Raw genomic sequence first — 22,272 nt, 5'->3', positions numbered from 1 at the left:
CGACACCCTTGCACCGCTGCGACACGGAAGGATCACTTACATGGGATTCCTCGTCTTCCTCATCTTCGGCCTCATCGCAGGCGCACTGGCCAAGCTCATCCTGCCCGGCAAGCAGGGCGGCGGCTGGATCACGACGCTGATCCTCGGCGTCGTCGGCGCCATGCTCGGTGGCTGGATCGCTGGTGGCATCTTCAACCTCGACATCTACAACAGCTTCTTCGAGCCGCTGGCGTGGGTGTTCGCGATCGGCGGCGCGATCATCGTGCTGCTCATCTGGGGCCTCGTCACCAAGAACCGCGGTCGTACGCGCGCCTGAGTCTCGACGCACACGAAGGGGGCTGCCTGCGGGCGGCCCCCTTTCGTGTGCCCGGGCGGCGGGCGCCGTGGGCCGGGACGCCGAAGTGTCGGCTTCGTGCGCGAGTGTCGGGACACTCGAGCAGCATCCCGACACTCGCCGGCACGGGTCAGGTGGCGCTGACCCCGGCGAAGGCCGCGATCTCGTCGACGTGATCGAGGTCGGTCATGTCGAGCACCTGCAGGTAGACGCGCTCGACGCCATCGTCGGCGAGCGCGCCGAGCCGGTCCTCGACCTCGGCGCGCGAGCCGGCGATGCCGTGCTCGCGCAGCTCCGCCGGCTCGCGGCCGATCGCCGCGGCGCGACGGGCGACCGTCGCCTCGTCGTCGCCCACGACCGTCACGAGCGCCACCGATCGCACGACCGGAGTGGTGCGCTCGGCGCGCTCGATCGCGCGGTCGAGCGCCGCGAAGAGCGGGCGGATGCGGTCGAGCGCGGGGAAGGGCAGGTTGTGCTCGTCGGCGAACTCGGCCGCGAGGCGCGGCGTGCGCCGCTCGCCCAGACCGCCGACGATCACCGGCAGCCGGTCCTGCGTGGGCTTCGGCAGCGCGGGGGAGTCGTCGAGCCGGTAGTGCTCGCCCCCGAACGAGAAGCGGGCGCCGGCGGGCGTCGCCCACAGCTCGGTCACGATCGCGAGCTGCTCCTCGAGCAGGTCGAACCGGCGCTCCGGGAACGGGATGCCGAAGGCCGAGTGCTCCTCGGCGAACCAGCCCGTGCCGAGGCCGAGCTCGACGCGCCCGCCCGACATCTGGTCGACGTTCGCGACCTGCACGGCGAGGATGCCCGGCAGCCGGTAGGTGACGGACGACACGAGCGTGCCGAGCCGCACCCGCTCGGTGTCGCGGGCGAGGCCGGCGAGCGACGTCCACGCATCCGTCGGGCCGTAGCCGGGATCGCCGTCGCCCATCCGGAGGTAGTGGTCGGAGCGGAAGAAGCCGTCGAAGCCGAGCTGCTCGGTGCGCTGCGCGATCGCGAGCAGCTCGTCGTAGGAGGCGCCCTGCTGGGGCTCGGTGAAGATGCGGAGGTCCATGCCGGAAGCCTGGCACAGCGCGCCTCGCGGGCAGCGGCGCGACGCCCGCGTACGCTCGATCGGTGCCGAACGACAGCCTGCGGATCGACTGGGACGCCTGGGGCGGCGACGTGCTGTCGCCGGAGGCGAGGGCCGCGAGGAAGCCCGCGCCGCCGAAGCGGGTCCCGGCCGAGCGCGACCTCGTGGTCGAGCGCCACGACGGCTGGGTGGGTGCCGTCGTGCGCGTCGAGACCGGCAACGTGCACCTCGAGGATCGCCGCGGCAGGGTGCGCGCCTTCCCGCTCGGCCGCGGCTTCTTCGTCGACGGCGTCGAGGTCGAGCTCGTGCCGGCGGCGTCTCGGCAGCAGGCGGCCACGCGCACGGCGTCCGGATCCCGCGCCGTCGCCGACGTGCGGGCGCGCGTCGCCCTGCCGAGCCGCATCCTCGTCGAGGGCGTGCACGACGCCGAGCTCGTCGAGCAGGTGTGGGGCCACGACCTGCGGGTCGAGGGCGTCGTCGTCGAGCCCCTGCACGGCGCCGACGACCTCGCGGGCATCGTCGCGGAGTTCGCGCCGACCGCGGAGCGGCGGCTCGGCATCCTGCTCGACCACCTCGTCCGCGGCTCGAAGGAGACGCGCATCGCCGAGGCCGTGCTGCGCGGCCCGCACGGGGCGCACGTGCGCATCGTCGGCCATCCGTTCATCGACATCTGGCAGGCGATCAAGCCCGCCCGGCTGGGCATCCCGGCATGGCCGGACGTGCCGAAGGGCGAGGACTGGAAGCGCGGGACGCTGCGCAGGCTCGGCATGCCGCACGAGTCGCAGGAGGACGTCGGCCGCGCGTGGCAGCGGATGCGCACGCGCGTGCGCGACTGGAACGACCTCGAGCCCGCGCTGCTCGCTCGGGTCGAGGAGCTGATCGACTTCGTGACGACGAACCGCCACTGAGCGGAGCCCGCGTCGCGCTACGCGATCGGCTGCACCTCGGTCAGTGCCGGCAGCTTCGGGTCGCGGCCGTCGCCCGAGGAGCGCCCGGTGAAGCGGCGCCCGAGCCACGGCAGCACGTACTCGCGGTAGTAGCCCAGGTCGCGCCGGCCCTCCGCGGTGCTCGCGCCCGCCAGGTCGCGCCAGCCGGGCGGTGCCTCGTGCCCGAGCGCGCGCAGCACGTTGCGAGCGACGTGCGCGTGCCCGGCCGCGTTGAGGTGGAGCCGGTCGACCGACCAGAAGCGGGGGCTCGCGAGCTCCGGGTCAGACCAGTTGTCGACGTAGGGCGCGTCGAGGTCGCGGATGCGCGCGTGCACGGCACGGGCGAGCGCGTCGCCGCGCCGCTGCATGACCGCGCCGATCGGCATGACCTGGCTCGGGTTGCCGCCCGAGAGCAGGATCGGGCGGATGCCCGCCGCGGCGATGCGGTGGGCGGCGTCGGCGAGCCGCTCGCCCACGTGCTCGATGGAGACCTTCGGGCGCAGGATGTCGTTGCCGCCGCCGTTGAGGCTGATCGCGTCGGGCTGGAGCGCGATGGCCGCATCGAGCTGCTCGTGCAGGATGCCGGCGAGCTTGCGCCCGCGGATCGCCAGGTTCGCGTAGCGCACCGGCTGCCCCTGCGCGGTCGCGAGGCCCGCGGCGACGAAGTCGGCCCAGCCGCGCACGCTGCCGTCGGGCAGCTCGTCACCGACGCCCTCGGTGAAGCTGTCGCCGATGGCGACGAACGATCGGATCGGCTGCACCGCTCCACCCTACGCGCGCCGCGAGGGGCGTGCGGTGCGCCGCCGGCCGGTCGGACCGCGGGGCTACACTGATGGCATCACGGGAGTCCGGTGCGCCGGGCTGAGAGGAAGGCCGAAGCCTTCGACCGTCAAACCTGATCTGGATCATGCCAGCGCAGGGAGGACACCACACCCGTGCCATCTCCTCGAGGAAGGCACTGCAATGACCACCACCGCACCCGCGCCCACGCGCACCCGCTCCAGCCGCTGGCGCGTCGTCGACATCGTCGTCGCCGCGGTCCTCGGCGTCGCGACCGGCCTGCTGTTCGTCGTCTGGAACGGCGTCGGCTACGTCTGGTTCAGCGCGATGGAGGCGCTCACCCCCGGCTTCGGCGGCCTCGCGGCCGGCATCTGGCTCATCGGCGGCGTGCTCGGCGGGCTCATCATCCGCAAGCCCGGCGCCGCGCTCTTCGTCGAGCTGCTCGCCGCGAGCGTCTCCATGCTGCTCGGCTCGCAGTGGTCGATCGAGACCGTGTACTCGGGCATCGCGCAGGGGCTGGGCGCCGAGCTGGTGTTCCTGCTCTTCGCCTACCGACGCTTCGGCCTCCCGGTCGCGATGCTGGCGGGCGTCGGCGCCGCCGTCGCCGCCTGGACGCTCGAGCTCTTCACCTCCGGCAACCTCGCGAAGGGCGCCGAGTTCCTCGGGATCTACCTGGGCTGCCTCGTCGTCTCCGGCGCCCTGCTCGCCGGTCTCGTCGGCTGGCTGCTCACCCGAGCGCTCGCCGCGACCGGCGTGCTCGACCGCTTCGCCTCGGGTCGGTCGCGCTCCCGGTGACCGGCTCCCGCATCCGCGCGCGCGGGTGGGGCTGGCGGCACGCGAGCCGGTCGGCGCCCGCCGTCGCCGGGCTCGACCTCGACGTCGAGCCCGGCGAGCGCGTGCTGCTGCTCGGGCCCTCAGGGGCCGGCAAGTCGACGCTGCTCGCGGCGCTCGCCGGCGTGCTCGGCGGCGAGGACGAGGGCGACGAGACCGGCGAGCTCGCGGTCGACGGCGTGCATCCGTCGGCCAGGCGGGGCGCGCACGACCGCGGCTCCGCCGGGCTCGTGCTGCAGGATCCGCAGGCGAACACGATCATGTCGCGCGTCGGCGACGACGTGGCGTTCGGCTGCGAGAACCTCGCCGTGCCGCGCGACGAGATCTGGCAGCGGGTGCGCGCCGCGCTCGACGCGGTCGGGCTCGACGTGCAGCTCGACCGCTCGACCGCGGCGCTCTCCGGCGGGCAGCGGCAGCGGCTCGCGCTCGCCGGCGTCATCGCGATGCGGCCCGGTCTCATCCTGCTCGACGAGCCGACCGCCAACCTCGACCCCGTGGGCGTCGCGGAGGTGCGGGATGCGGTCGCCCGCGTGACCGCCGAGACCGGTGCGACGCTCGTCGTGGTCGAGCACCGCGTCGAGACGTGGCTCCCGGTCGTCGACCGCGTCATCGTGCTCGAGCCGGGCGGGGGTGCAGCGGCCGACGGCTCGCCCGAGCGGGTGCTCGACGCCCACCGGGACGAGCTCGCGGCGCACGGCGTCTGGGTGCCGGGGCTGCCGGTCGATGTGCCGCGCGGCCGCCGGTCGCTGGGCGACGCGCTGCTCGTCGCCGACGCCGTGCGCTCCGGCCGCGCCGGCGCGCCGGTGCACGCGGCGGTCGACCTCGAGATCCGCGCGGGGGAGGCACTCGTCGTCACCGGCCCGAACGGCGCGGGCAAGTCGACGCTCGCCCTCACGCTCGCGGGGCTGCTGCCGCCGGTCGCCGGTGCGGTGCGGGCCACCTCGGCGCTGCGCGGTGACGTCGCCGCCGAGGCGCCCATCCGGTGGCGGCCCAAGCAGCTCGCGACGCGCATCGGCACCGTCTTCCAGCAGCCCGAGCACCAGTTCGTCGCCGCGCGCGTGCGCGACGAGGTCGCGGCGGGGCTCCGGGCACTGCGGCTGCCGCCCGCCGAGATCGACGCGCGCGTCGGCGGGCTGCTCGCCGCGCTGCGGCTCGACGCGCTCGCCGACGCCAACCCCTTCACGCTCTCCGGCGGGGAGCAGCGGCGGCTCTCGGTCGCGACCGTGCTCGCGCCGGCGCCCCGCGTGATGGTGCTCGACGAGCCCACGTTCGGGCAGGACCGCCGCACGTGGCAGGAGCTCGTGCGGCTCATCGCCTCGCTCGTCGACGATCGGGGCTGCGCGGTCGTCGCGGTGACCCACGATGCCGACGTCGAGCGGGTGCTCGGCGACCGCGTGCTCCGGCTCGGCGCGCAGGCGGCCGAGGCTGCGGCATGAGCGCGCTCGACCGCGTCAACCCGGTGACGCCGCTCGCGGCTGCCGTGCTCTACTCCATCCCGATGCTGATGACGATCGACGTCGTGACCGCGGCGGTCGCGCTCGGCGCATGGCTCGTCGTCTTCGCCGCCGCAGGGCTCGGCGCCCGCACGGTGCTGCGCCGCTCGTGGCCGCTGCTCATCGCCGCGCCCCTCTCCGCCGTCAGCATGCTGCTCTACGCCGAGCCCTCGGGGCGCATCCACGCGCAGGTGTGGCTCGCCACGATCAGCGACGGATCGATCGAGCTCGCGCTCGCGATCGGGCTGCGCGTGCTGGCGCTCGGTGTGCCGACGCTCGTCGCGCTCGTCGGGCTCGATCCCACGCGGCTCGCGGACGGCCTCGCGCAGGTCGCGCGGCTGCCGCACCGCTTCGTGCTCGCGGCGCTCGCCGGCACGCGGCTGTTCGGTGTGCTCGGCGAGGACTGGCGGCAGATCGGCCTCGCGCGGCGGGCGCGGGGGCTCGGCGACACGGGCGCGGTTCGGCGGGTGCTGCAGTCGGCGTTCGCCCTGCTCGTCGTCGCGCTCCGCCGCGGCGGGACGCTGGCGACCGCGATGGAGGCACGCGGGTTCGGCGGGCCGACGCGCACGTGGGCGCGGCCGTCGACGGTCGGTCGCGCCGACGCCGTGCTGCTGATCCTGGCGATCGCCGTCGCGGCGCTCGCGATCGGCGTCTCGATCGCGGCAGGATCGTTCCGACCCGTCTGGGAGGGAGCCTCGTGGTGATGCGCACGCCGATCACGATCGTCGACGGCCGCTCGGGCGCGGGCAAGACCGCGCTCGCCGCGCGGCTCGCCGAGGCGTCGGGGGCGCGCGTGCTGCACATGGACGACCTCTACGCCGGCTGGCACGGCCTCGCGACCGGCTCCCGGCTGCTCGAGCGCGGCATCCTCGCGCCGCTCGCCGCCGGACGGCGCGCGGTCTGGCGACGCTGGGACTGGGAGGTCGGTGACTGGGGCGCCGAGGACAGCGCGTCACCGGGGGAGCCGCTCATCGTCGAGGGCTGCGGCTCGCTCACGCTCGAGAGCCGCGAGCACGCCGCCCGCGCCATCTGGCTCGAGGCGCCGGAGGACGTGCGGCGCAGCCGCGCGCTCGCGCGCGACGGCGACGACTCCTGGTGGCTGCTGTGGCGCGAGCAGGAGGACGCGCACGTCGCGGCGAACGACCCGGCGTCGCTCGCCGACGAGGTGTGCGCGACGTAGCGGCACCCGGCGGGCTCGCCGCTGCACGGTCGTAGGCTTGCCGCCGGCGTCGCACGATGCCCCACGACGAGGAGGCGCCATGCCCATCCGCACCCGAGCCCTGCAGAAGACCGCACCCGACCAGCCGTTCCGGATCGCCGAGATCGAGCGGCGCGACCCGCGCCCGAACGACGTGGTGATCGCCATCAAGGCCGCCGGCATCTGCCACAGCGACATCCACACGATCCGCGACGAGTGGGGCGCTGCGCCGTTCCCGCTCACCGTCGGCCACGAGATCGCCGGCGTCGTCGAGGCGGTCGGAGACGCCGTCACCCGGCACGCCGTCGGCGACCGCGTGGGCGTCGGCTGCATGGTCGACTCGTGCGGCGAGTGCGAGCAGTGCACCGCCGACCAGGAGCAGGACTGCCTGAACGGCACCGTCGGCACCTACGCATCCGTCGACCGCGACGGCACCGTCACGCAGGGCGGCTACAGCGAGCACGTCGTCGTCGACGAGCGCTTCGTGCTGCGCATCCCGGAGGGGATCGAGCTCGACGTCGCGGCGCCGCTGCTGTGCGCGGGCATCACGCTCTACTCGCCGATCGACCGCTGGGGTGTGGGCCCCGGCACGAAGGTCGCGGTCGTCGGGCTCGGCGGCCTCGGCCACATGGGCGTGCAGCTCGCGGCCGCGAAGGGCGCGGAGGTGACCGTGCTCTCGCGCTCGCTCTCGAAGGCCGACCTCGCGGCCGAGCTCGGCGCCGCGCGCACCGTCGCGACCGGTGAGGAGGGCTGGGCGGAGGCGCACCGCGGCGAGTTCGACGTCATCCTCAACACGGTGAGCGCGGATCTCGACCTCGGCATGTACCTCTCGACGCTCAAGCCGCACGGCGCGATGGTCAACGTGGGGCTGCCGCCCGAGCCGCAGCAGCTGTCGCTCGGCTCGCTGATCGGCGGCGGCAAGGTGCTCGCCGGCTCGAACATCGGCGGGATCCGGCAGACGCAGGAGATGCTCGACTTCTGCGCCGAGCACGGGATCGGCGCGGTCATCGAGCGGATCGGCGTCGACGACGTGGATGCGGCCTACGACCGGGTGGTCGACGGCGACGTGCGCTTCCGCTTCGTGATCGACACGGCGACCTTCGCAGCTGCCACCGCCTGATCGTCGTCTCGATACGCGGCCTTCGGCTGCTACTCGACGAGCGGGTGGGGCGGAGCGCGGCGGCTTCACCCCCGCGCTGATCGAGTAGCAGCCGCCCTACCCCGCTGATCGAGTAGCAGCCGGCGGAGCCGGCCGCGTATCGAGATCAACTTCTGTCGCCTCGATACGCGGCCTTCGGCTGCTACTCGACGAGCAAGGGAGTGCGGCCTTCGGCTGCTCCTCGACGAGCCTGCCGAGGAGAGGCGCTGGCCGCCGCTACGCCCAGCCCAGCTCGTGCAGCTGCTCGTCGTCGAGGCCGTAGAAGTGCGCGATCTCGTGCACGAGCGTCGTGCGCACCTCGGCGCGCAGCTCCTCGAGCGTCTCGGTCGTCTCGAGGTGCGGCAGGCGGTAGACCATGATGCGGTCGGGCAGCTCGCCGAAGCCGTACTGCCCGCGCTCGGTGATCGCGACGCCCTCGTAGATGCCGAGCAGGTCCTCGTCCGGGTGCTCGTCCTCGACGAGGAAGACGACGTTGTCGAGGCCCTCGACCATCTCATCCGGCAGTGCGTCGAGCACCTCGGTGACGAGCGTCTCGAACGCACCCTGGTCGAGGTCCAGCATGCGTCCTCCGGTCTCTGCACGATCATCGTGAGCCTAGCGGCGGCTCGCGGGACGGCCCGCGCATGAGGCCCGCTGCTAGCGTCGAGAGCACCATGAGCATCCCCGGTCGCGCGCCCCGCCCCAACCGCCCGCAGCACGTCATGGAGGTCGTCCGCACCGAGCGGATCGCGCCGAGCCTCGTGCGGGTGTGGATCGGCGGCCCGGGGTTCCGCACCTTCGTGCCGAACGACTTCACCGACGCCTACGTGAAGCTCCACTTCGTGAAGCCCGAGCTCGGTCTCGAGCCGCCCTACGACCTCGCCGCGCTGCGCGAGACGCTCGCGCCCGACGACCTGCCGGTCACGCGCACGTACTCGGTGCGGGCCGTCGCGCCCGACTCGATCGCGCTCGACTTCGTCGTGCACGGCGACGCCGGCATCGCGGGCCCCTGGGCGGCGCGGGTCCAGCCGGGGGAGCGGGTCGTCTTCGGCGGCCCGGGTGGCGCCTTCGCGCCCGACCCCGCCGCCGACTGGCACCTGTTCGCCGGCGACGAGTCGGCGCTCCCGGCGATCGCGCGCGCGATCGAGGCGCTCCCCGAGCATGCCCGCGGCATCGCGGTGCTCGAGGTGAGGGACGGCTCGGAGGAGATCGCGCTCCGGCACCCGGACGGCGTCGAGGTGCAGTGGCTGCACCGAGGCGAGCCGAGCGAGGCGACGATCGGGCTGCTCGCCGCCACCGTGGGCGCGATCGCATGGCCTGCGGGCCGGGTGCAGGTCTTCGCGCACGGCGAGCGGGAGTCGATGAAGGCGATGCGCGAGCAGCTCTTCACGCAGCGCGGCCTCGAGCGATCGCAGGTGTCGCTCTCGGGCTACTGGGCGCTCGGCCGCACGGAGGACCGCTTCCAGGCCGAGAAGCGCGAGCCGATCGGCGTGGTGCTGCCGCCCGCATGACGGGACGGATGCGCTGCGGCGCGCGCCGCGGCAGGATGGCGGCATGACCGACGACGCGATGGAGACCGCGATCCTCGAGCTGCTCGCGACCCGACGGCCGGGCGCGACCATCTGCCCGAGCGACGCGGCACGGCGCGTGGCGGGCGACGATCCGACGGCGTGGCGGCCGCGCATGGACGACGCACGAGCGGCGGCCGCACGGCTCGTCGACCGCGGCGAGGTCGTCATCACGCAGCGCGGGGATCCGGTCGATCCGGAGCTCGCGCGCGGGCCCATCCGCATCCGCCGCATCCATGACGAGCAGGCGCCCGAAGACGAGTGAAGGCCCGGAGGACGAACCTCCGGGCCTCTCTGGGTGAGTAACGGGACTTGAACCCGCGACATCCGCCACCACAAGGCGGCGCTCTACCAGCTGAGCTATACCCACCATGTGCGCTCGAAACGCAACCAGGACAGCATACGACATCCTGAGCCTGATCGCCGCATCGGGCGATCGCCGCCTATCGGATCAGCAGCGCAGCCGTGCCGATCACTCGGGCAGCAGCTCGCCGAATCCCTCGGTCACCTCGCGGGCGATGCCCTGCAGCTCGTCGCTCGGACGGCCCGGCGCGTCCGTGAAGACCGCGCGGCGGTAGTAGCGCAGCTCGCGGATCGACTCGAGGATGTCGGCGAGCGCGCGGTGCCCGCCGGCCTTCTCGGGCGCCTGGAAGTAGGCACGGGGGAACCAGCGGCGCGACAGCTCCTTGATGCTCGACACGTCGATCGAGCGGTAGTGCAGGAAGCCGTCGAGGGTCGGCATGTAGCGCGCGATGAACATCCGATCGGTGCCGATCGTGTTGCCGCCGAGCGGGGCCGATCGCTCGACCGGCACGAAGCGCTGCACGTACTCGAGCACCTCGAGCTCGGCCTCGGCGAGCGAGACGCCGTGCGCGAGCTCCTGGTCGAGGCCGCTCGTCGCGTGCATCGTCCGCACGAAGTCGCCCATCTGCGCGAGCGCGGCGTCGGAGGGCTTGATGACGATCTGCAGCCCCGGGTCGAGCACCTCGAGCTCGAAGTCGGTGACGACGACCGCGATCTCGACGAGCTCGTCGACCGACGGGTCGAGCCCCGTCATCTCGCAGTCGATCCAGACGATCCGATCAGCAGCAGCCACGGGCAGAGTCTACGTCGCGGGGACCGCGCCGCCGAGCGCGGCGAAGAGCTCGTCGGCGTCGACGTCGGCGAGCGTGCCGATCGTGCGCTCGGCCGGCACCGGGGATGCGGTGAGCTGCGTCGTGAGGAACCACAGCCGGGCGCCTGCCGCGGTCGCGGCGCGCGCCCCGCTGCCGGAGTCCTCGAAGGCGATGGATGCGGCGGCGTCGGCGCCGAGCCGCTCGATCGCGCGGGCGTAGGGCTCGGGATCGGGCTTCGAGCGCGACACGTCGTCGGCGGAGATCGCGAAGCGCAGCGCGCCCTCCGGCGCAGCCTCGAGCATCGCGCGGGCGTTCTCCGCCGACGCGTTCGTGATGAGCGCCGCGGGGATGCCGGCCTCGGCGACGCGCTCGAGCAGGGCGAGGCTGCCGGGCAGCCACGGCACGTCGTCGCGCACGAGCGCCGCGACGGCGCCCGCGACCGTCGCGATGATCGACGGGGCGTCCATCGTCACGCCGCGCTCGCGCATCCGCTCCGCCCACTCGACCATCGGCCTGCCGGTCGTCCAGTGCGCGTCGTCGGCGGTCCACTCGATGCCGTGGTGGCGGGCGAAGACGCGCATCTGGTCGTGCCACATGGGCTCCGAGTCGATGAGGGTCCCGTCCATGTCGAACAGCAGAGCACCGGCCATGGGTTCAGCCTGGCATGCCGGTGCTGCGCGTGCTCACCAGCGGAAGCGCGTGACGTCCTTCGGGAACGAGAACCAGGCGAGCACCCGCTCGGGCGTGACGACGCGCAGCCCGCCGCCGTCGTCGCCGGACCAGGCGTCCGGCGCGGGCGCGTAGCCGTCGTCGGCGTACTTGCCGAACGCCGCCGAGAGGCGCTCGCCCGGGCCGTCGGGCTCTGCTCCGGTGGCGACCGAGGTGCCCTCGACGATCACGACCTGGGTGCCGCTCTCGAGCGTGAGCGTGACGGCCGGGTTGCGCTGGGTGTTCCGGGCGTGCTGCGTGGTCGGTGCGCCGTCGTACCACCAGCGGCCGTCGACCCAGACGCCCCAGCGGGGGATGCTGTGGGGCCGGCCGTCCGGTCGCACCGACGAGATCCAGTAGTGCTTCGCGGCGACGAGGCGCGCCTCGACGTCGGCCCAGTCGAGCAGGCCGTCGTCGTCGGCGGGGAGACCGTAGCCCTCGGGCAGTCGAGCGCGATCACGACGCGGAGCAGGCAGCGGCGGCAGGGGAGCGTCCATGCGCCGGACGCTATGGGGCACCACCCACACGGCACCCGGAGGCGGTCGTCGATGCTCCCGGTAGATTGGATGAGCCCCCGTAGCTCAGCGGATAGAGCAGAGGCCTTCTAATCCTTTTGTCGCGGGTTCGACTCCCGCCGGGGGCGCACAGCTGCCTGGGCACAGCGCCGGACGCAGCTCGACACCGTGGTTCGGCGGCGTTGCCGCTCCGCTGTCGGTGGTGCCGCGTACCCTCCGGCCATGAAGCGCTGTGCGCGGTGCCTGGCGGAGCGACCGATCGAAGACTTCAATCGGAGCCCGAAGAACAAGGACGGTCGGCACTCCTACTGCCGCGCGTGCCAGAAGGCGCACTACCGAGCGAATGCGGTCCGGCACAAGGCCAACGTGCGCCGCACGAGCAAGGCCCGGCGTCAGCAAGCGCTCGACGCGATCATGGTGCGGTTCTCTGCAGGCTGCGTCGACTGCGGCAGCTCCGACATCAGGGTGCTCGAGTTCGATCACGTGCGCGGGACGAAGGTCGCGAGCGTCAGCAGCATGGTCCGCAGAGGGCGCGCGCTGAGCATCATCCAGGCGGAGATCGCGAAGTGCGACGTGCGCTGTCGGAACTGCCATGCCATCGTCACGATCAAGCGCAGGGGCTCGTCGTGGCACGACGCGTACATGATGCGTTCCTGATGCGTCGATCGGATCGGCGACCGTAGGCTGTCTTGATGCTCCCGACGATCCTGCAGTCCGTTCCCGACACGTCCGAGCTCACCGGCGTCGCTGGCTGGGCCGTCGGGCTCATGGAGGCGGTCGGAGCGCCGGGAGCGGCGATCGCCATCGCCGCAGAGAACCTCTTCCCGCCCATCCCGAGCGAAGTCATCCTCCCGCTCGCCGGGCTCACCGCCGCAGCCGGCGGCTTCACGCTCGCGGAGGCGATCATCTGGACGACGAGCGGCTCCGTCGTCGGCGCCCTGCTGCTCTACGCGCTCGGCCGCGTCCTGGGCCACGAGCGGCTCTCGCGCATCGCGGCGAAGATGCCGCTCGTGCGGGCGAGCGACATCGACAAGACCACCGCGTGGTTCTCCAAGCACGGGTGGAAGACCGTGCTCTTCGGGAGGTTCCTGCCCATCTTCCGCAGCCTCATCTCGATCCCTGCGGGGATCGAGCGGATGCCCGTGCTGCTCTTCCTCGGCCTCACCGCGGTCGGCTCCGCCATCTGGAACACGATCTTCATCATGCTGGGCTTCACGCTGGGCCAGAACTGGCACGTCATCGAGCCCTACATGGATTGGCTGCAGTGGCTCGTGGTCGCTGCGGTGATCGTCGTGATCGCCTGGTGGGTGACCCGCCGCATGCTGCTCAACCGCCGCGAGGGGAAGCACCTCTTCCACGGCGAGTGAGCCGCCGCCGGGATCCGTCCGACGGATCGGGAATGGATCGGCGACGGAGGCAGTTCCCTCCTCTCGGACCGCTCGTTCGATTCTGAACGACTCCCCCTGACAGAGAGGCACCCATGCTGCAGAACATCCCCGGCTACCAGCCCGGCACCTACGTCATCGACGGCTCGCACTCGAACGTGACCTTCTCGGTCCGCCACATGATGGTGGCCAAGGTCCGCGGCGAGATCGAGGGCCTCGAGGGCACGATCGTCCTGGCCGAGCAGCCCGAGGCGTCGTCGATCACGGCGACCGTCGACCCGTCGACCATCAACACGAAGAACGCGGACCGCGACACGCACCTGCGGTCGGGCGACTTCTTCGCGACCGAGGAGCACCCCGAGTGGACGTTCACGTCCACCGGCGCGCGCGTCGAGGGCGACGACCTCTACATCGATGGCGACCTGCAGCTCCGCGGCGTGACCAAGCCGGTCTCGCTGCTCGTCGAGTTCGGCGGCATCGGCCCGGACACGTGGGGCAACACCCGCGCCGGCGCCTCCGCCCGCACGCGCATCAAGCGCAGCGACTTCGGCATCACCTGGAACGTCGCCATCGAGTCGGGCGGCGTCATGCTCTCGGACGACATCGACATCGAGATCGAGATCTCGGCGATCCAGCAGGCGCCCGTCGCGGCCTGAGCAGATCCGCAGCAGCGGGGTCGAGGCGCGAGCCTCGGCCCCGCTGTCGCGTTCGCGGGCTAGGGCCCGGTGAAGCACGCGAGGGCGTCGGCGAGCGACCACCCGCCGCCGATCGGCACCATCGCCGTGCCGCCGGGCAGCAGGCGGCGCGACTCGAAGGCAGGCCCCGTCGGGCCGTCGACGCGCGCGATGTAGCCGAGCGCGAGGCCGGATGCGCTGACGACGCGCCAGAGGTCGTCACGCACGCGGCGGGTGGCGACGTTGCTCGCCTGGGGCGCCGTGCGCCGCTGGGTGCTGGACATGATGGCCATGGCCGCTCCTCTCCCTCGTCTGCGACGCTACGGCGGGCCACCCACACGGGCGCGGGCTAGGCTCGGACCATGCAGGAGATCGTGCTCGCCGGTGGTTGCTTCTGGTGCCTGGACGCCGCGTATCGCGTCGTCGAGGGCGTCGAGGATGTCGTGTCGGGCTACACGGGCGGCGACGTCGCCCACCCCAGCTACGACGCGGTGTGCACCGGCAGGACCGGGCACGCGGAGGCCGTGAAGGTCATCTACGACGAGGAGCGGCTGCCCACCGAGGTGGTGCTCGACATGTTCTTCACGATGCACGACCCGCGCCAGCTCAACCGGCAGGGCAACGACATCGGCACGCAGTACCGGTCAGCCATGTTCTACCGCGACGACGCCGAGCGCGAGCGCTTCGAGACCGCGATCGCCCGCGCGGGCGAGTGGTGGCCGGGAGAGATCGTCACGACGCTCGAGCCGCTCGGCGCGTTCTACGACGCCAAGGACTACCACCAGGACTTCTTCGCCAAGAACCCGACGCAGGGCTACTGCCTCGCCGTCGCTGCCCCCAAGGTGAACAAGATCCGCGCTGGCTTCGCCGACTACCTGCGCGTCTGACGGCCGCTGGGGCCTGACGCTCTCCACAGGCCGTCGGGCCCGTCGCACGCCGCGGTGCGTCGCGGATGCATCCTCCGAGGCATGAACGAAGACGTCATCACCGTCGTCGGGCGCCTCGGCGGCGACCCGACGCTGAAGTCCGTGCACGGCGACCGCGTCGCCGAGTTCCGCCTCAGCAGCAAGCCGAGGCGCAAGGAGGGCGAGACCTGGGTCGACGGCACGCCCAACTGGTACTCGGTCGAGGCCTGGGGCGACTTCGCGCAGCACGTCGCCGCCTCGCTCCGGAAGGGCGACCTCGTCGTCGTGCTCGGCAAGCTCAAGGTCGAGCAGTGGGAGTCGGGGGAGCGGCGCGGCACGAGCGTGAAGATCCGCGCCGACCACATCGGCCACACGCTGCGCGCCGGGGCGGTCGCGAAGGACCGCAGGCCTCGCGAGCAGGAGCCGGTGCGCGCGCCCGAGCATCAGCCAGCCGCGGCGGCCGAGCCGGAGCGGGAGCCGGAGCGCGAACCCGCGATGGCGCTCACGGCGACGGAGGCATGGACCGCGCCGCTCACGGAGCCAGACACGCCCTTCTGACCCGCCTGGCCCGACGCCCCGACGCCCCGATGGCCGCCCCGTAGGCTTGCACGGTCCAGCAGCGGCGGAGGAGGGTGCGTGCATCGGCATCGGATCGCGGCGGTCGCGCTGCTCGCAGCGCTCGTGCTCGCCGGCTGCACCTCAACCGGCATCACCGAGCCGCCCGTCGCGAGCGATGGCGCCGTCGAGACGCCGGATGGGGCCGCCGGCGGCGCGGTGGACGCAGCTCCCGACGCCGAGCTCGACGCCTTCCGCGCTGCGATTGCCGGGCACGCCCCCACGGATCCCGACGCACTCGTCGCCGCCGTCGAGTCCGCCGGCTTCCCGCGCTCGGCGATCGAGCGCACCCGCGAGGTCGACTCGCTCGGCGCACCGGTGACCTTCGTGCAGATCGCCGTGCGCACCGAGGCGGGCTGCATCGTCGGCGAGGTGGGCGCCGGCGAGCCGAGGGCCGTGCGGGCGGCTGCGCTCGGCGGCGGCCGGTGCCTGGTCGGGGAGATCGTCACCGTAGACTGAGGGCATGGCCGAATACATCTTCTCGATGGTGCGCGCCCGCAAGACTGTGGGCGACAAGGTGATCCTCGACGACGTCACGACGGCGGTGATCCCTGGCGCCAAGATCGGCGTCGTGGGACCCAACGGCGCGGGCAAGTCGACGATCCTCAAGATCATCGCCGGCCTCGACACGCCGTCGAACGGCGAGGCGAAGCTGACCCCCGGCTACTCCGTCGGCATCCTCATGCAGGAGCCGGAGCTCGACGAGTCGAAGACGGTGCTCGAGAACGTCCAGGAGGCGTTCGGCCACCTGACGGCGAAGCTCACGCGCTTCAACGAGATCTCGGCCGAGATGGCCGACCCGGACGCCGACTTCGACGCGCTCATGACGGAGATGGGGCAGCTGCAGGAGCAGATCGACGCGGCCGACGCGTGGGACCTCGACTCCCAGCTCGAGCAGGCGATGGACGCGCTCCGCTGCCCGCCCGGTGACTGGCCCGTCACGACGCTCTCCGGTGGTGAGCGCCGCCGCGTCGCGCTCTGCAAGCTGCTGCTCGAGAAGCCCGACCTGCTGCTGCTCGACGAGCCGACGAACCACCTCGACGCCGAGAGCGTGCTCTGGCTCGAGCAGCACCTCGCGAAGTACCCCGGCGCCGTCATGGCCGTCACCCACGACCGGTACTTCCTCGACCACGTGGCCGGCTGGATCTGCGAGGTCGACCGCGGTCGTCTCTACCCCTACGAGGGCAACTACTCGACCTACCTCGAGAAGAAGGCCGAGCGCCTCCAGGTGCAGGGCAAGAAGGACCAGAAGCTCGCGAAGCGCCTCTCGGACGAGCTCGAGTGGGTCCGCTCCAACGCGAAGGGCCGGCAGGCGAAGTCGAAGGCTCGCCTCGCCCGCTACGAGGAGATGGCGGCCGAGGCCGAGCGCACCAGGAAGCTCGACTTCGAGGAGATCACCATCCCGCCGGGCCCGCGCCTGGGATCGATCGTGCTCGAGGCGAACGACCTCGAGAAGGGCTTCGGCGACCGCAAGCTCATCGACGGGCTGTCGTTCTCGCTGCCGCGCAACGGCATCGTCGGCGTCATCGGCCCGAACGGCGTCGGCAAGACGACGCTCTTCAAGACGATCGTCGGCCTCGAGCCGCTCGATGACGGCGCGCTCAAGATCGGCGAGACCGTCAAGCTCAGCTACGTCGACCAGAGCCGCTCGAACCTCGACCCGAACAAGAACCTGTGGGAGGTCGTCTCCGACGGGCTCGACTACATCCAGGTCGGCAACGTCGAGATCCCGTCGCGCGCCTACGTCAGCCAGTTCGGCTTCAAGGGCCCCGACCAGCAGAAGCGCGCCGGCATCCTCTCGGGTGGCGAGCGCAACCGCCTGAACCTGGCGCTCACGCTCAAGGAGGGCGGCAACCTGCTGCTGCTCGACGAGCCCACCAACGACCTCGACATCGAGACGCTCGGCAGCCTCGAGAACGCGCTGCTCGAGTTCCCCGGCTGCGCCGTGGTCATCACGCACGACCGGTGGTTCCTCGACCGCATCGCGACGCACATCCTCGCCTACGAGGGCACCGACGAGGACCCGGCGCAGTGGTACTGGTTCGAGGGCAACTTCGAGGCGTACGAGCAGAACAAGATCGAGCGCCTCGGCCCCGACGCCGCCAAGCCGCACCGCTCCGCGTACCGGAAGCTCACGAGGGACTGATGCGCCTCGAGGTGCCGGTGCAGGTGCGCTGGTCGGACCTGGATGCGTACGGGCACGTCAACAACGCCTCGCTGCTGACGCTCCTCGAGGAGGCGCGCGTCTCGGCCTTCTGGGCGGGCGGGCCCGAGGGCTCGCCGACGACGGCGATCATCGACGCCGGTCCCGGCGCGACGAGCATCACCGTCATCGCGCGCCAGGAGGCGGAGTACCTCGGGCAGATCCCGCACCACCGGGAGCCGATCCTCGTCGACACGTGGGTCGGCCACCTCGGCGGCGCGAGCATGCAGGTCTGCTACGAGGTGCTCTCGCCCGACCGCACAGAGCTCTACGCGCGCGCCGCGACGATCGTCGTGATGCTGGATGCGTCGACGGGCGCGCCGCGGCGGCTCACGGATGCGGAGCGCGCGGCCTGGGAGCCGTACCTCGGGCCGCCCGTCGACTTCCGGCGCGGCTGAGCCTCGCTAGGCTGGCGGCGCAACGATGCCACCACGCCGAGGAGCTGCCACCATGACCGACACCGCCGTCGACACCGCGAACGCGCCCGCCGCACCCACCTCGATCCCGCACTGGATCGCGGGCCGCCGCCAGGAGGGCTCGAGCCGCACCGCGCCCGTCTTCAACCCCGCGCTCGGCACCGCCGTGAGCGAGGTCGCGCTCGCGAGCGCCGACGAGGTGGCCGAGGCGATCGCGACCGCGAAGGCCGCCTACCCGGCCTGGCGCGACCTGTCGATCGCGAAGCGGCAGGCGATCATGTTCCGCTTCCGCGAGCTGATCGTCAGCCGCAAGGACGAGCTCGCGCAGATCATCACGCGCGAGCACGGCAAGGTGCACGCCGACGCGCTCGGCGAGATCGCCCGCGCGATCGAGGTCGTCGAGCTCGCGACCGCCTTCCCGCTGCTGACGAAGGGCGAGTACTCCGAGAACGCCTCGACCGGCGTCGACGTCTACTCGCTGCGGCAGCCGCTCGGCGTCGTCGGCATCATCAGCCCCTTCAACTTCCCAGCGATGGTGCCGCTGTGGTTCGCGCCCATCGCCCTCGCCTCCGGCAACGTCGTGGTGCTCAAGCCGAGCGAGAAGGACCCCTCGGCATCGGTGTGGATCGCCGAGCTCTACCAGGAGGCGGGGCTGCCGGACGGCGTGCTCACCGTCGTGCACGGCGACAAGGAGGCCGTCGACACGCTGCTCACGCACCCGGACGTCCAGGCGATCTCGTTCGTCGGCTCGACGCCGATCGCGCAGTACGTCTACGAGACGGGCTCGAAGCATGGCAAGCGCGTGCAGGCCCTCGGCGGCGCGAAGAACCACATGCTCGTGCTGCCCGACGCCGACCTCGACGTGACCGCCGACGCGGCCGTCAACGCCGGCTTCGGCTCGGCGGGGGAGCGCTGCATGGCGATCTCCGTGGTCGTCGCGGTCGACGCGATCGCCGACGAGCTCGCCGCGAAGATCGCCGAGAAGATGGGCGGCATCCGCACCGGTGACGGCACGCGCGACAACGACATGGGACCGCTCATCACGGGTGCGCACCGCGACAAGGTGGCCGGCTACATCCAGACCGCAGCCGACGACGGCGCCGAGCTCGTCGTCGACGGGCGCGACCCCGAGGTCGACGGCGACCCGAACGGCTTCTGGATCAAGCCGACGCTCATCGACCGGGTGCCGACCACCTCCTCCGCCTACCGCGAGGAGATCTTCGGCCCGGTGCTGTCGATCGTGCGGGTCGCCTCCTACGAGGAGGGCCTCGCGCTCATCAACGACAACCCGTACGGCAACGGCACGGCCATCTTCACGAACGACGGCGGCGCCGCCCGGCGCTTCCAGAACGAGGTGCAGGTCGGCATGGTGGGCATCAACGTGCCGATCCCGGTGCCGGTGGGCTACCACTCGTTCGGCGGCTGGAAGCAGTCGATCTTCGGGCAGGGCAAGGCCTACGGCAAGCACGCGTATGACTTCTACACGCGCGAGAAGGTCATCACGAGCCGCTGGCTCGACCCGAGCCACGGCGGCCTGAACCTCGGCTTCCCCTCCAACTGACCGACCTTCCCAACGTCGCCAGTGGTCGCACGACCCGCCATGCGGGCTGTGCGACCACTGGCGACGTTGAGATCAGGGGCGGCGGATGGCCAGGATGAGCGAGGTGCCGAGCTCGCCGGTCGCGGGGTTGACCTCGTCCTCGACGTGGCGCGCCTCGACGACCATGCCGAGCCGCTCGGCGACGCGTCGCGACGCGACGTTCTCCTCGTCGAGGTGCGCGATCACCCGGTGGGCACCCATCGCCCACGCGAGCTCGAGCGCCGCGCGCGCGGCCTCGGTCGCGACGCCCTTGCCCTGCGCCTCGGCGGCGACCATCCAGCCGAGCTCCGCCTGTCGGCTCCGCAGGCTCGTGATGCGCACCATGAGGTCGCCGACGAGCGCGCCGTCGAGCTCGATGCCGAGCTGCGTCGCGTCGCCGTCGCGCAGCACCACCGGGGCGCCGCCGGCCGTCCAGGCCATGAGCTCGGCCTCGGTCTGGTCGGGCGTGTAGGTCCAGCGGCGCTGGCCCGGCGCGTTGCGGTAGCCGCGCACGACGTCGATGTCGTCGGGGCGCAGCGTGCGCAGCACGAGCCGCTCCGTGCGCAGCGGCAGCGCGCCCCGCAGCGCCCGCATCGCGCCGGCGGGCGCGATCGGGTCGACCCTCATCGCTCGCCCTCGTGGGGCACGCGCACCATGCCCTCCTGGGCGATCGTCGCGACGTGGGTGCCGTCGGCGCTGTAGACGAAGCCGTTCGCGAGCCCGCGGCCACCGCCCGACGAGCTCGTCTCGAGCTCGAGCAGCAGCCACTCGTCGACGCGCGCCGGTCGGTGCCACCAGACGGCGTGGTCGAGGCTCGCCGCCTTGAGGCCCGGGGTCGCCCATGCGGCGCCGTGCATGCGCACGATCGGCTCGAGGATCGCGTAGTCGGACAGGTAGGCGAGCGCGGCGCGGTGGAGCGCGTCGTCGTCGGGCAGCGGATCCTTCGCCTTGATCCAGACGTGCTGCTTGCCGTGCCGCGGACGCGAGGGGTCGGGCACGTAGACCGGTCCCTCGACGTGGCGGATGTCGAACGGCCGCGCGATGACGGCGCGCGCCTGCGGGTGCCCGGCGTAGGGCGCGAGCAGGTCCTCCGAGCTCGGCAGCTCCTCCGGCGCGGGCAGCCCGGTCGGGATGGTGTGCTGCGAGCTGGGGCCGTCGTCGGGGTCCTGGAAGGAGGAGATCATCGACATGATCGGCAGCCCGTGCTGGTAGGCCTGCACGCGGCGCGTCGAGAACGACCGGCCGTCGTGGATGCGCTCGACCGAGAACGTGATCGGCAGCTCGACGTCACCGGGCCGCACGAAGTAGCCGTGCACCGAGTGGATCGGGCGCGGCGAGTCGACCGTGCGCTGCGCCGCGACGACCGCCTGCGCCATCACCTGGCCGCCGAAGACGCGACCGAACGGCATCGGGTGGCTCGCACCGGTGAAGATGTCCTCGCTCGTGCGCGCACCGGTGTCCTCCAGCGCGAGGGTCTCCAGCAGGATGCGGATGCGCTCGGTCATGCGGGTCCTCTCGACGGTGCCCGGTGCGGGGCCGCTCTAGTCTAGGGAGCGCATGCACGCCATCCTCGCCCTCGACGACCGCTCCCGCGCCGACCTCGTCCTGCTGCTCGACCGCGCAGCGGTGTTCGGCGATGGCTCCGTCCGGCTGGTCGCCGACGGCGAGGTCGCGCTGCTCACCACGCCGATGGCCGCCGCGAGCGGTCTGCTCGACACCGGCCCGACGGTGCTGGTCGCGCGCGCCTCGCGGATGCGCGCCGCGGCGCGCTTCGACGGCGTCGTCCCGCTCGCCGCGCTGCGCGACGCGCTGCGCGAGGGCGCCGACGTCGAGGTGCCGGACGCGATCGGCCGGCCCGCGTGGGCGGCCGTGTCGCCGCCGCAGCGCGGCTGGGCGCACGGCGGTGACGTGACCGCCGACGCGGTGCGCGCGTTCGCCACGCAGGCCGCGGCGGACGTCGAGGCTGCGCTGCCGCGATCGCCGGGCGAGGCCGTGCGCCGCCGCGCCGAGCGCGCGGTGTGGGCCCGAGCGGTCGACCCGAGCGGGCTCACCGCCGGGCAGGCGGCCGCGCTCGTGGCGATGCGGTTCCTCGGCGACGCACCCGTGCGCGTGACCACCGCGGGCGGCTGGACCCGCGCCTCCGGTCGCGCCGGCGAGGTGCTCGCCCGCTAGCAGCCCCCCGGCCAGCCGAAGCGGCTAGGTGGTGGGGTCGAGCATGCCGGAGGGATCGCCGATCTCCTCGGCGAGCTCGACGATGATCTCCTCCGGTCCGCGCACGTAGCAGAGCAGGTAGATGCCCCGGTAGTCCTCGACCGTGCCGACCGTCTCGAAGCCGAGCCGGGCGAGCCGCTCGAGCATGCCGCGCAGGTCGGTCACCACGAACGCGAGGTGCCGGATGCCGAGCCGGTTCGAGCGCGCCGGCTGCGGCCCGTCCTCGTCGACGGGCTCGAGGAACCGGCTGACCTCGAGCCGCGCGTGCCCGTCGGGCGTCTCGAGCATCACGAGCTCGACCCGCTGGCCCGGCAGCCCCGTCACGCGCCCCGCCCACGGCTCGTCCACTCGCGCCTCGCCGACGGCGCGCAGTCCGATCTCCTCGAAGAAGGCGCGCGCGCCCTCGAGGTCCTCGACGATCACCCCGACGTGGTCCATCCGCTCCACCGCCATGCGCTCACGCTCGCACGCGAGTGGCGCGGGCGGAAGGACCGGCTCCTCGTGCGGCTGAGGGGCACCGACAGGGCCTCCCGGCGAGCGATCGACCACGCGAGACTCGACGAGGCGCGCCGACGCGCGCCATCCCTCGACATCGCACACCCGGGTCAT

At 72.7% G+C, this 22,272-nt stretch carries 29 protein-coding genes, 2 tRNA genes and 1 riboswitch; of the genes, 20 read left to right on the top strand and 11 right to left on the bottom strand.

Annotated features, from left to right (window positions below):
- The first annotated feature begins 40 nt into the window (after positions 1-40).
- A complete protein-coding gene (locus EDD26_RS13400) occupies positions 41-316 on the top strand; it encodes a GlsB/YeaQ/YmgE family stress response membrane protein (protein ID WP_123698162.1) in 276 nt (91 codons plus the stop codon).
- Between the two features lie 148 nt (positions 317-464).
- Here EDD26_RS13400 and EDD26_RS13395 read toward each other — a convergent pair whose 3' ends face one another.
- Positions 465-1,385, bottom strand: coding sequence for a TIGR03560 family F420-dependent LLM class oxidoreductase (locus tag EDD26_RS13395; RefSeq protein ID WP_123698161.1), 921 nt, complete (start codon positions 1,383-1,385; stop codon positions 465-467).
- Between the two features lie 62 nt (positions 1,386-1,447).
- Between EDD26_RS13395 and EDD26_RS13390 the strand changes: the two genes are divergently transcribed.
- A complete protein-coding gene (locus tag EDD26_RS13390; protein ID WP_425453452.1) occupies positions 1,448-2,311 on the top strand; it encodes a DUF3097 domain-containing protein in 864 nt (287 codons plus the stop codon).
- Between the two features lie 17 nt (positions 2,312-2,328).
- Here EDD26_RS13390 and EDD26_RS13385 read toward each other — a convergent pair whose 3' ends face one another.
- Positions 2,329-3,090, bottom strand: a complete 762-nt coding sequence (locus EDD26_RS13385; RefSeq protein ID WP_123698160.1) for an SGNH/GDSL hydrolase family protein — start codon at positions 3,088-3,090, stop codon at positions 2,329-2,331.
- A gap of 69 nt (positions 3,091-3,159) precedes the next feature.
- A riboswitch (TPP riboswitch) is annotated at positions 3,160-3,269 on the top strand.
- Between the two features lie 23 nt (positions 3,270-3,292).
- Between EDD26_RS13385 and EDD26_RS13380 the strand changes: the two genes are divergently transcribed.
- From EDD26_RS13380 to EDD26_RS13360, 5 genes are all read left to right on the top strand, one after another.
- Positions 3,293-3,904 carry an ECF transporter S component gene (locus tag EDD26_RS13380; protein ID WP_123698159.1) on the top strand — a complete coding sequence of 204 codons (612 nt, stop codon included), beginning with the start codon at positions 3,293-3,295 and terminating at the stop codon, positions 3,902-3,904.
- Positions 3,901-5,376 (top strand): ABC transporter ATP-binding protein, encoded by a 1,476-nt coding sequence (locus EDD26_RS13375; protein ID WP_211333866.1) that lies wholly within the window; start codon positions 3,901-3,903, stop codon positions 5,374-5,376. Before EDD26_RS13380 ends, EDD26_RS13375 begins: the two co-directional genes overlap by 4 nt.
- Positions 5,373-6,137 (top strand): energy-coupling factor transporter transmembrane component T family protein, encoded by a 765-nt coding sequence (locus EDD26_RS13370; RefSeq protein WP_123698158.1) that lies wholly within the window; start codon positions 5,373-5,375, stop codon positions 6,135-6,137. Before EDD26_RS13375 ends, EDD26_RS13370 begins: the two co-directional genes overlap by 4 nt.
- The gene (locus EDD26_RS13365) at positions 6,137-6,613 is read left to right on the top strand and encodes a nucleoside/nucleotide kinase family protein (RefSeq protein ID WP_148058748.1); all 477 of its coding nucleotides are present in this window, start codon (positions 6,137-6,139) and stop codon (positions 6,611-6,613) included. Before EDD26_RS13370 ends, EDD26_RS13365 begins: the two co-directional genes overlap by 1 nt.
- Before the next feature lie 79 nt (positions 6,614-6,692).
- A complete protein-coding gene (locus tag EDD26_RS13360) occupies positions 6,693-7,751 on the top strand; it encodes an NAD(P)-dependent alcohol dehydrogenase (RefSeq protein WP_123698156.1) in 1,059 nt (352 codons plus the stop codon).
- Positions 7,752-8,006: 255 nt separating this feature from the next.
- On the opposite strand, the gene EDD26_RS13355 is transcribed toward EDD26_RS13360, so the two are convergent.
- The gene (locus EDD26_RS13355) at positions 8,007-8,351 is read right to left on the bottom strand and encodes a metallopeptidase family protein (protein WP_123698155.1); all 345 of its coding nucleotides are present in this window, start codon (positions 8,349-8,351) and stop codon (positions 8,007-8,009) included.
- Positions 8,352-8,443: 92 nt separating this feature from the next.
- On the opposite strand from EDD26_RS13355, the gene EDD26_RS13350 reads away from it, so the two are divergent.
- Both EDD26_RS13350 and EDD26_RS13345 read left to right on the top strand, forming a co-directional pair.
- The gene (locus EDD26_RS13350; protein WP_123698154.1) at positions 8,444-9,280 is read left to right on the top strand and encodes a siderophore-interacting protein; all 837 of its coding nucleotides are present in this window, start codon (positions 8,444-8,446) and stop codon (positions 9,278-9,280) included.
- 43 nt (positions 9,281-9,323) lie between these two features.
- On the top strand, positions 9,324-9,602 hold the full coding sequence (locus EDD26_RS13345) for a DUF3253 domain-containing protein (RefSeq protein ID WP_123698153.1): 279 nt from the start codon (positions 9,324-9,326) through the stop codon (positions 9,600-9,602).
- Positions 9,603-9,634: 32 nt separating this feature from the next.
- Here EDD26_RS13345 and EDD26_RS13340 read toward each other — a convergent pair.
- From EDD26_RS13340 to EDD26_RS13325, 4 genes are all read right to left on the bottom strand, one after another.
- A tRNA-His gene (locus EDD26_RS13340) sits at positions 9,635-9,707 on the bottom strand.
- Between the two features lie 102 nt (positions 9,708-9,809).
- Positions 9,810-10,433, bottom strand: coding sequence for an oligoribonuclease (orn, locus tag EDD26_RS13335; protein ID WP_281273321.1), 624 nt, complete (start codon positions 10,431-10,433; stop codon positions 9,810-9,812).
- 9 nt (positions 10,434-10,442) lie between these two features.
- The gene (locus EDD26_RS13330) at positions 10,443-11,102 is read right to left on the bottom strand and encodes an HAD family hydrolase (protein ID WP_123698152.1); all 660 of its coding nucleotides are present in this window, start codon (positions 11,100-11,102) and stop codon (positions 10,443-10,445) included.
- 33 nt (positions 11,103-11,135) lie between these two features.
- Positions 11,136-11,657, bottom strand: a complete 522-nt coding sequence (locus EDD26_RS13325) for a pyridoxamine 5'-phosphate oxidase family protein (RefSeq protein ID WP_123698151.1) — start codon at positions 11,655-11,657, stop codon at positions 11,136-11,138.
- Positions 11,658-11,730: 73 nt separating this feature from the next.
- On the opposite strand from EDD26_RS13325, the gene EDD26_RS13320 reads away from it, so the two are divergent.
- The 4 genes from EDD26_RS13320 (at position 11,731) to EDD26_RS13305 (ending at position 13,716) form a co-directional block, all read left to right on the top strand.
- Positions 11,731-11,803: transfer RNA gene (locus tag EDD26_RS13320), tRNA-Arg, on the top strand.
- Positions 11,804-11,897: 94 nt separating this feature from the next.
- A complete protein-coding gene (locus EDD26_RS13315; RefSeq protein ID WP_123698150.1) occupies positions 11,898-12,332 on the top strand; it encodes a hypothetical protein in 435 nt (144 codons plus the stop codon).
- A gap of 35 nt (positions 12,333-12,367) precedes the next feature.
- Complete coding sequence (locus tag EDD26_RS13310; RefSeq protein ID WP_123698149.1) at positions 12,368-13,042, top strand: DedA family protein; 675 nt, start codon at positions 12,368-12,370, stop codon at positions 13,040-13,042.
- A gap of 113 nt (positions 13,043-13,155) precedes the next feature.
- Complete coding sequence (locus tag EDD26_RS13305; protein ID WP_123698148.1) at positions 13,156-13,716, top strand: YceI family protein; 561 nt, start codon at positions 13,156-13,158, stop codon at positions 13,714-13,716.
- 59 nt (positions 13,717-13,775) lie between these two features.
- On the opposite strand, the gene EDD26_RS13300 is transcribed toward EDD26_RS13305, so the two are convergent.
- Entirely contained in the window at positions 13,776-14,027 is a 252-nt protein-coding gene (locus EDD26_RS13300) for a hypothetical protein (protein ID WP_123698147.1), read from the bottom strand.
- A gap of 69 nt (positions 14,028-14,096) precedes the next feature.
- Between EDD26_RS13300 and msrA the strand changes: the two genes are divergently transcribed.
- The 6 genes from msrA to EDD26_RS13270 all read left to right on the top strand — a co-directional run bounded on the left by msrA (position 14,097) and on the right by EDD26_RS13270 (position 19,434).
- A complete protein-coding gene (gene msrA / locus EDD26_RS13295; RefSeq protein WP_123698146.1) occupies positions 14,097-14,621 on the top strand; it encodes a peptide-methionine (S)-S-oxide reductase MsrA in 525 nt (174 codons plus the stop codon).
- Positions 14,622-14,702: 81 nt separating this feature from the next.
- Positions 14,703-15,197 (top strand): single-stranded DNA-binding protein, encoded by a 495-nt coding sequence (locus EDD26_RS13290; RefSeq protein ID WP_123698145.1) that lies wholly within the window; start codon positions 14,703-14,705, stop codon positions 15,195-15,197.
- Between the two features lie 78 nt (positions 15,198-15,275).
- On the top strand, positions 15,276-15,713 hold the full coding sequence (locus tag EDD26_RS13285) for a DUF6993 domain-containing protein (protein ID WP_123698144.1): 438 nt from the start codon (positions 15,276-15,278) through the stop codon (positions 15,711-15,713).
- A gap of 4 nt (positions 15,714-15,717) precedes the next feature.
- Positions 15,718-17,400 (top strand): energy-dependent translational throttle protein EttA, encoded by a 1,683-nt coding sequence (ettA, locus tag EDD26_RS13280; protein ID WP_123698143.1) that lies wholly within the window; start codon positions 15,718-15,720, stop codon positions 17,398-17,400.
- Positions 17,400-17,855 (top strand): acyl-CoA thioesterase, encoded by a 456-nt coding sequence (locus tag EDD26_RS13275; protein ID WP_123698142.1) that lies wholly within the window; start codon positions 17,400-17,402, stop codon positions 17,853-17,855. Before ettA ends, EDD26_RS13275 begins: the two co-directional genes overlap by 1 nt.
- A 52-nt stretch (positions 17,856-17,907) precedes the next feature.
- Complete coding sequence (locus tag EDD26_RS13270) at positions 17,908-19,434, top strand: CoA-acylating methylmalonate-semialdehyde dehydrogenase (RefSeq protein WP_123698141.1); 1,527 nt, start codon at positions 17,908-17,910, stop codon at positions 19,432-19,434.
- A 72-nt stretch (positions 19,435-19,506) separates the two neighbouring features.
- Here EDD26_RS13270 and EDD26_RS13265 read toward each other — a convergent pair whose 3' ends face one another.
- Both EDD26_RS13265 and EDD26_RS13260 read right to left on the bottom strand, forming a co-directional pair.
- A complete protein-coding gene (locus EDD26_RS13265; RefSeq protein ID WP_123698140.1) occupies positions 19,507-20,079 on the bottom strand; it encodes a GNAT family N-acetyltransferase in 573 nt (190 codons plus the stop codon).
- Positions 20,076-20,957 carry an acyl-CoA thioesterase gene (locus EDD26_RS13260; RefSeq protein WP_123698139.1) on the bottom strand — a complete coding sequence of 294 codons (882 nt, stop codon included), beginning with the start codon at positions 20,955-20,957 and terminating at the stop codon, positions 20,076-20,078. Before EDD26_RS13260 ends, EDD26_RS13265 begins: the two co-directional genes overlap by 4 nt.
- Before the next feature lie 52 nt (positions 20,958-21,009).
- On the opposite strand from EDD26_RS13260, the gene EDD26_RS13255 reads away from it, so the two are divergent.
- Positions 21,010-21,624: a DUF8185 domain-containing protein gene (locus tag EDD26_RS13255; RefSeq protein WP_123698138.1), complete on the top strand. Its 615-nt coding sequence runs from the start codon at positions 21,010-21,012 to the stop codon at positions 21,622-21,624.
- A gap of 24 nt (positions 21,625-21,648) precedes the next feature.
- Here the strand turns inward: EDD26_RS13255 and EDD26_RS13250 are convergent, their stop codons facing one another.
- Complete coding sequence (locus EDD26_RS13250) at positions 21,649-22,116, bottom strand: VOC family protein (RefSeq protein ID WP_123698137.1); 468 nt, start codon at positions 22,114-22,116, stop codon at positions 21,649-21,651.
- Positions 22,117-22,272: the final 156 nt, after the last annotated feature.

The sequence above is a fragment of the Agrococcus jenensis genome (genome assembly GCF_003752465.1).
Classification (GTDB): Bacteria; Actinomycetota; Actinomycetes; order Actinomycetales; family Microbacteriaceae; genus Agrococcus; species Agrococcus jenensis.
The sequence above is the reverse complement of the archived record's forward strand: the minus strand, read 5'-3'. Positions and strand labels throughout refer to the sequence as shown.

Bases quoted from the DNA above. Each gene is read 5' to 3' on its own strand.
- EDD26_RS13400 (WP_123698162.1), top strand. From the start codon at position 41: ATGGGATTCCTCGTCTTCCTCATCTTCGGCCTCATCGCAGGCGCACTG.
- EDD26_RS13395 (WP_123698161.1), bottom strand. From the start codon at position 1,385: ATGGACCTCCGCATCTTCACCGAGCCCCAGCAGGGCGCCTCCTACGAC.
- EDD26_RS13380 (WP_123698159.1), top strand. From the start codon at position 3,293: ATGACCACCACCGCACCCGCGCCCACGCGCACCCGCTCCAGCCGCTGG.
- EDD26_RS13370 (WP_123698158.1), top strand. From the start codon at position 5,373: ATGAGCGCGCTCGACCGCGTCAACCCGGTGACGCCGCTCGCGGCTGCC.
- EDD26_RS13365 (WP_148058748.1), top strand. From the start codon at position 6,137: ATGCGCACGCCGATCACGATCGTCGACGGCCGCTCGGGCGCGGGCAAG.
- EDD26_RS13360 (WP_123698156.1), top strand. From the start codon at position 6,693: ATGCCCATCCGCACCCGAGCCCTGCAGAAGACCGCACCCGACCAGCCG.
- EDD26_RS13355 (WP_123698155.1), bottom strand. From the start codon at position 8,351: ATGCTGGACCTCGACCAGGGTGCGTTCGAGACGCTCGTCACCGAGGTG.
- EDD26_RS13350 (WP_123698154.1), top strand. From the start codon at position 8,444: ATGAGCATCCCCGGTCGCGCGCCCCGCCCCAACCGCCCGCAGCACGTC.
- EDD26_RS13345 (WP_123698153.1), top strand. From the start codon at position 9,324: ATGACCGACGACGCGATGGAGACCGCGATCCTCGAGCTGCTCGCGACC.
- EDD26_RS13330 (WP_123698152.1), bottom strand. From the start codon at position 11,102: ATGGCCGGTGCTCTGCTGTTCGACATGGACGGGACCCTCATCGACTCG.
- EDD26_RS13325 (WP_123698151.1), bottom strand. From the start codon at position 11,657: ATGGACGCTCCCCTGCCGCCGCTGCCTGCTCCGCGTCGTGATCGCGCT.
- EDD26_RS13315 (WP_123698150.1), top strand. From the start codon at position 11,898: ATGAAGCGCTGTGCGCGGTGCCTGGCGGAGCGACCGATCGAAGACTTC.
- EDD26_RS13310 (WP_123698149.1), top strand. From the start codon at position 12,368: ATGCTCCCGACGATCCTGCAGTCCGTTCCCGACACGTCCGAGCTCACC.
- EDD26_RS13305 (WP_123698148.1), top strand. From the start codon at position 13,156: ATGCTGCAGAACATCCCCGGCTACCAGCCCGGCACCTACGTCATCGAC.
- EDD26_RS13300 (WP_123698147.1), bottom strand. From the start codon at position 14,027: ATGGCCATCATGTCCAGCACCCAGCGGCGCACGGCGCCCCAGGCGAGC.
- msrA (WP_123698146.1), top strand. From the start codon at position 14,097: ATGCAGGAGATCGTGCTCGCCGGTGGTTGCTTCTGGTGCCTGGACGCC.
- EDD26_RS13290 (WP_123698145.1), top strand. From the start codon at position 14,703: ATGAACGAAGACGTCATCACCGTCGTCGGGCGCCTCGGCGGCGACCCG.
- ettA (WP_123698143.1), top strand. From the start codon at position 15,718: ATGGCCGAATACATCTTCTCGATGGTGCGCGCCCGCAAGACTGTGGGC.
- EDD26_RS13275 (WP_123698142.1), top strand. From the start codon at position 17,400: ATGCGCCTCGAGGTGCCGGTGCAGGTGCGCTGGTCGGACCTGGATGCG.
- EDD26_RS13270 (WP_123698141.1), top strand. From the start codon at position 17,908: ATGACCGACACCGCCGTCGACACCGCGAACGCGCCCGCCGCACCCACC.
- EDD26_RS13265 (WP_123698140.1), bottom strand. From the start codon at position 20,079: ATGAGGGTCGACCCGATCGCGCCCGCCGGCGCGATGCGGGCGCTGCGG.
- EDD26_RS13260 (WP_123698139.1), bottom strand. From the start codon at position 20,957: ATGACCGAGCGCATCCGCATCCTGCTGGAGACCCTCGCGCTGGAGGAC.
- EDD26_RS13255 (WP_123698138.1), top strand. From the start codon at position 21,010: ATGCACGCCATCCTCGCCCTCGACGACCGCTCCCGCGCCGACCTCGTC.
- EDD26_RS13250 (WP_123698137.1), bottom strand. From the start codon at position 22,116: ATGGCGGTGGAGCGGATGGACCACGTCGGGGTGATCGTCGAGGACCTC.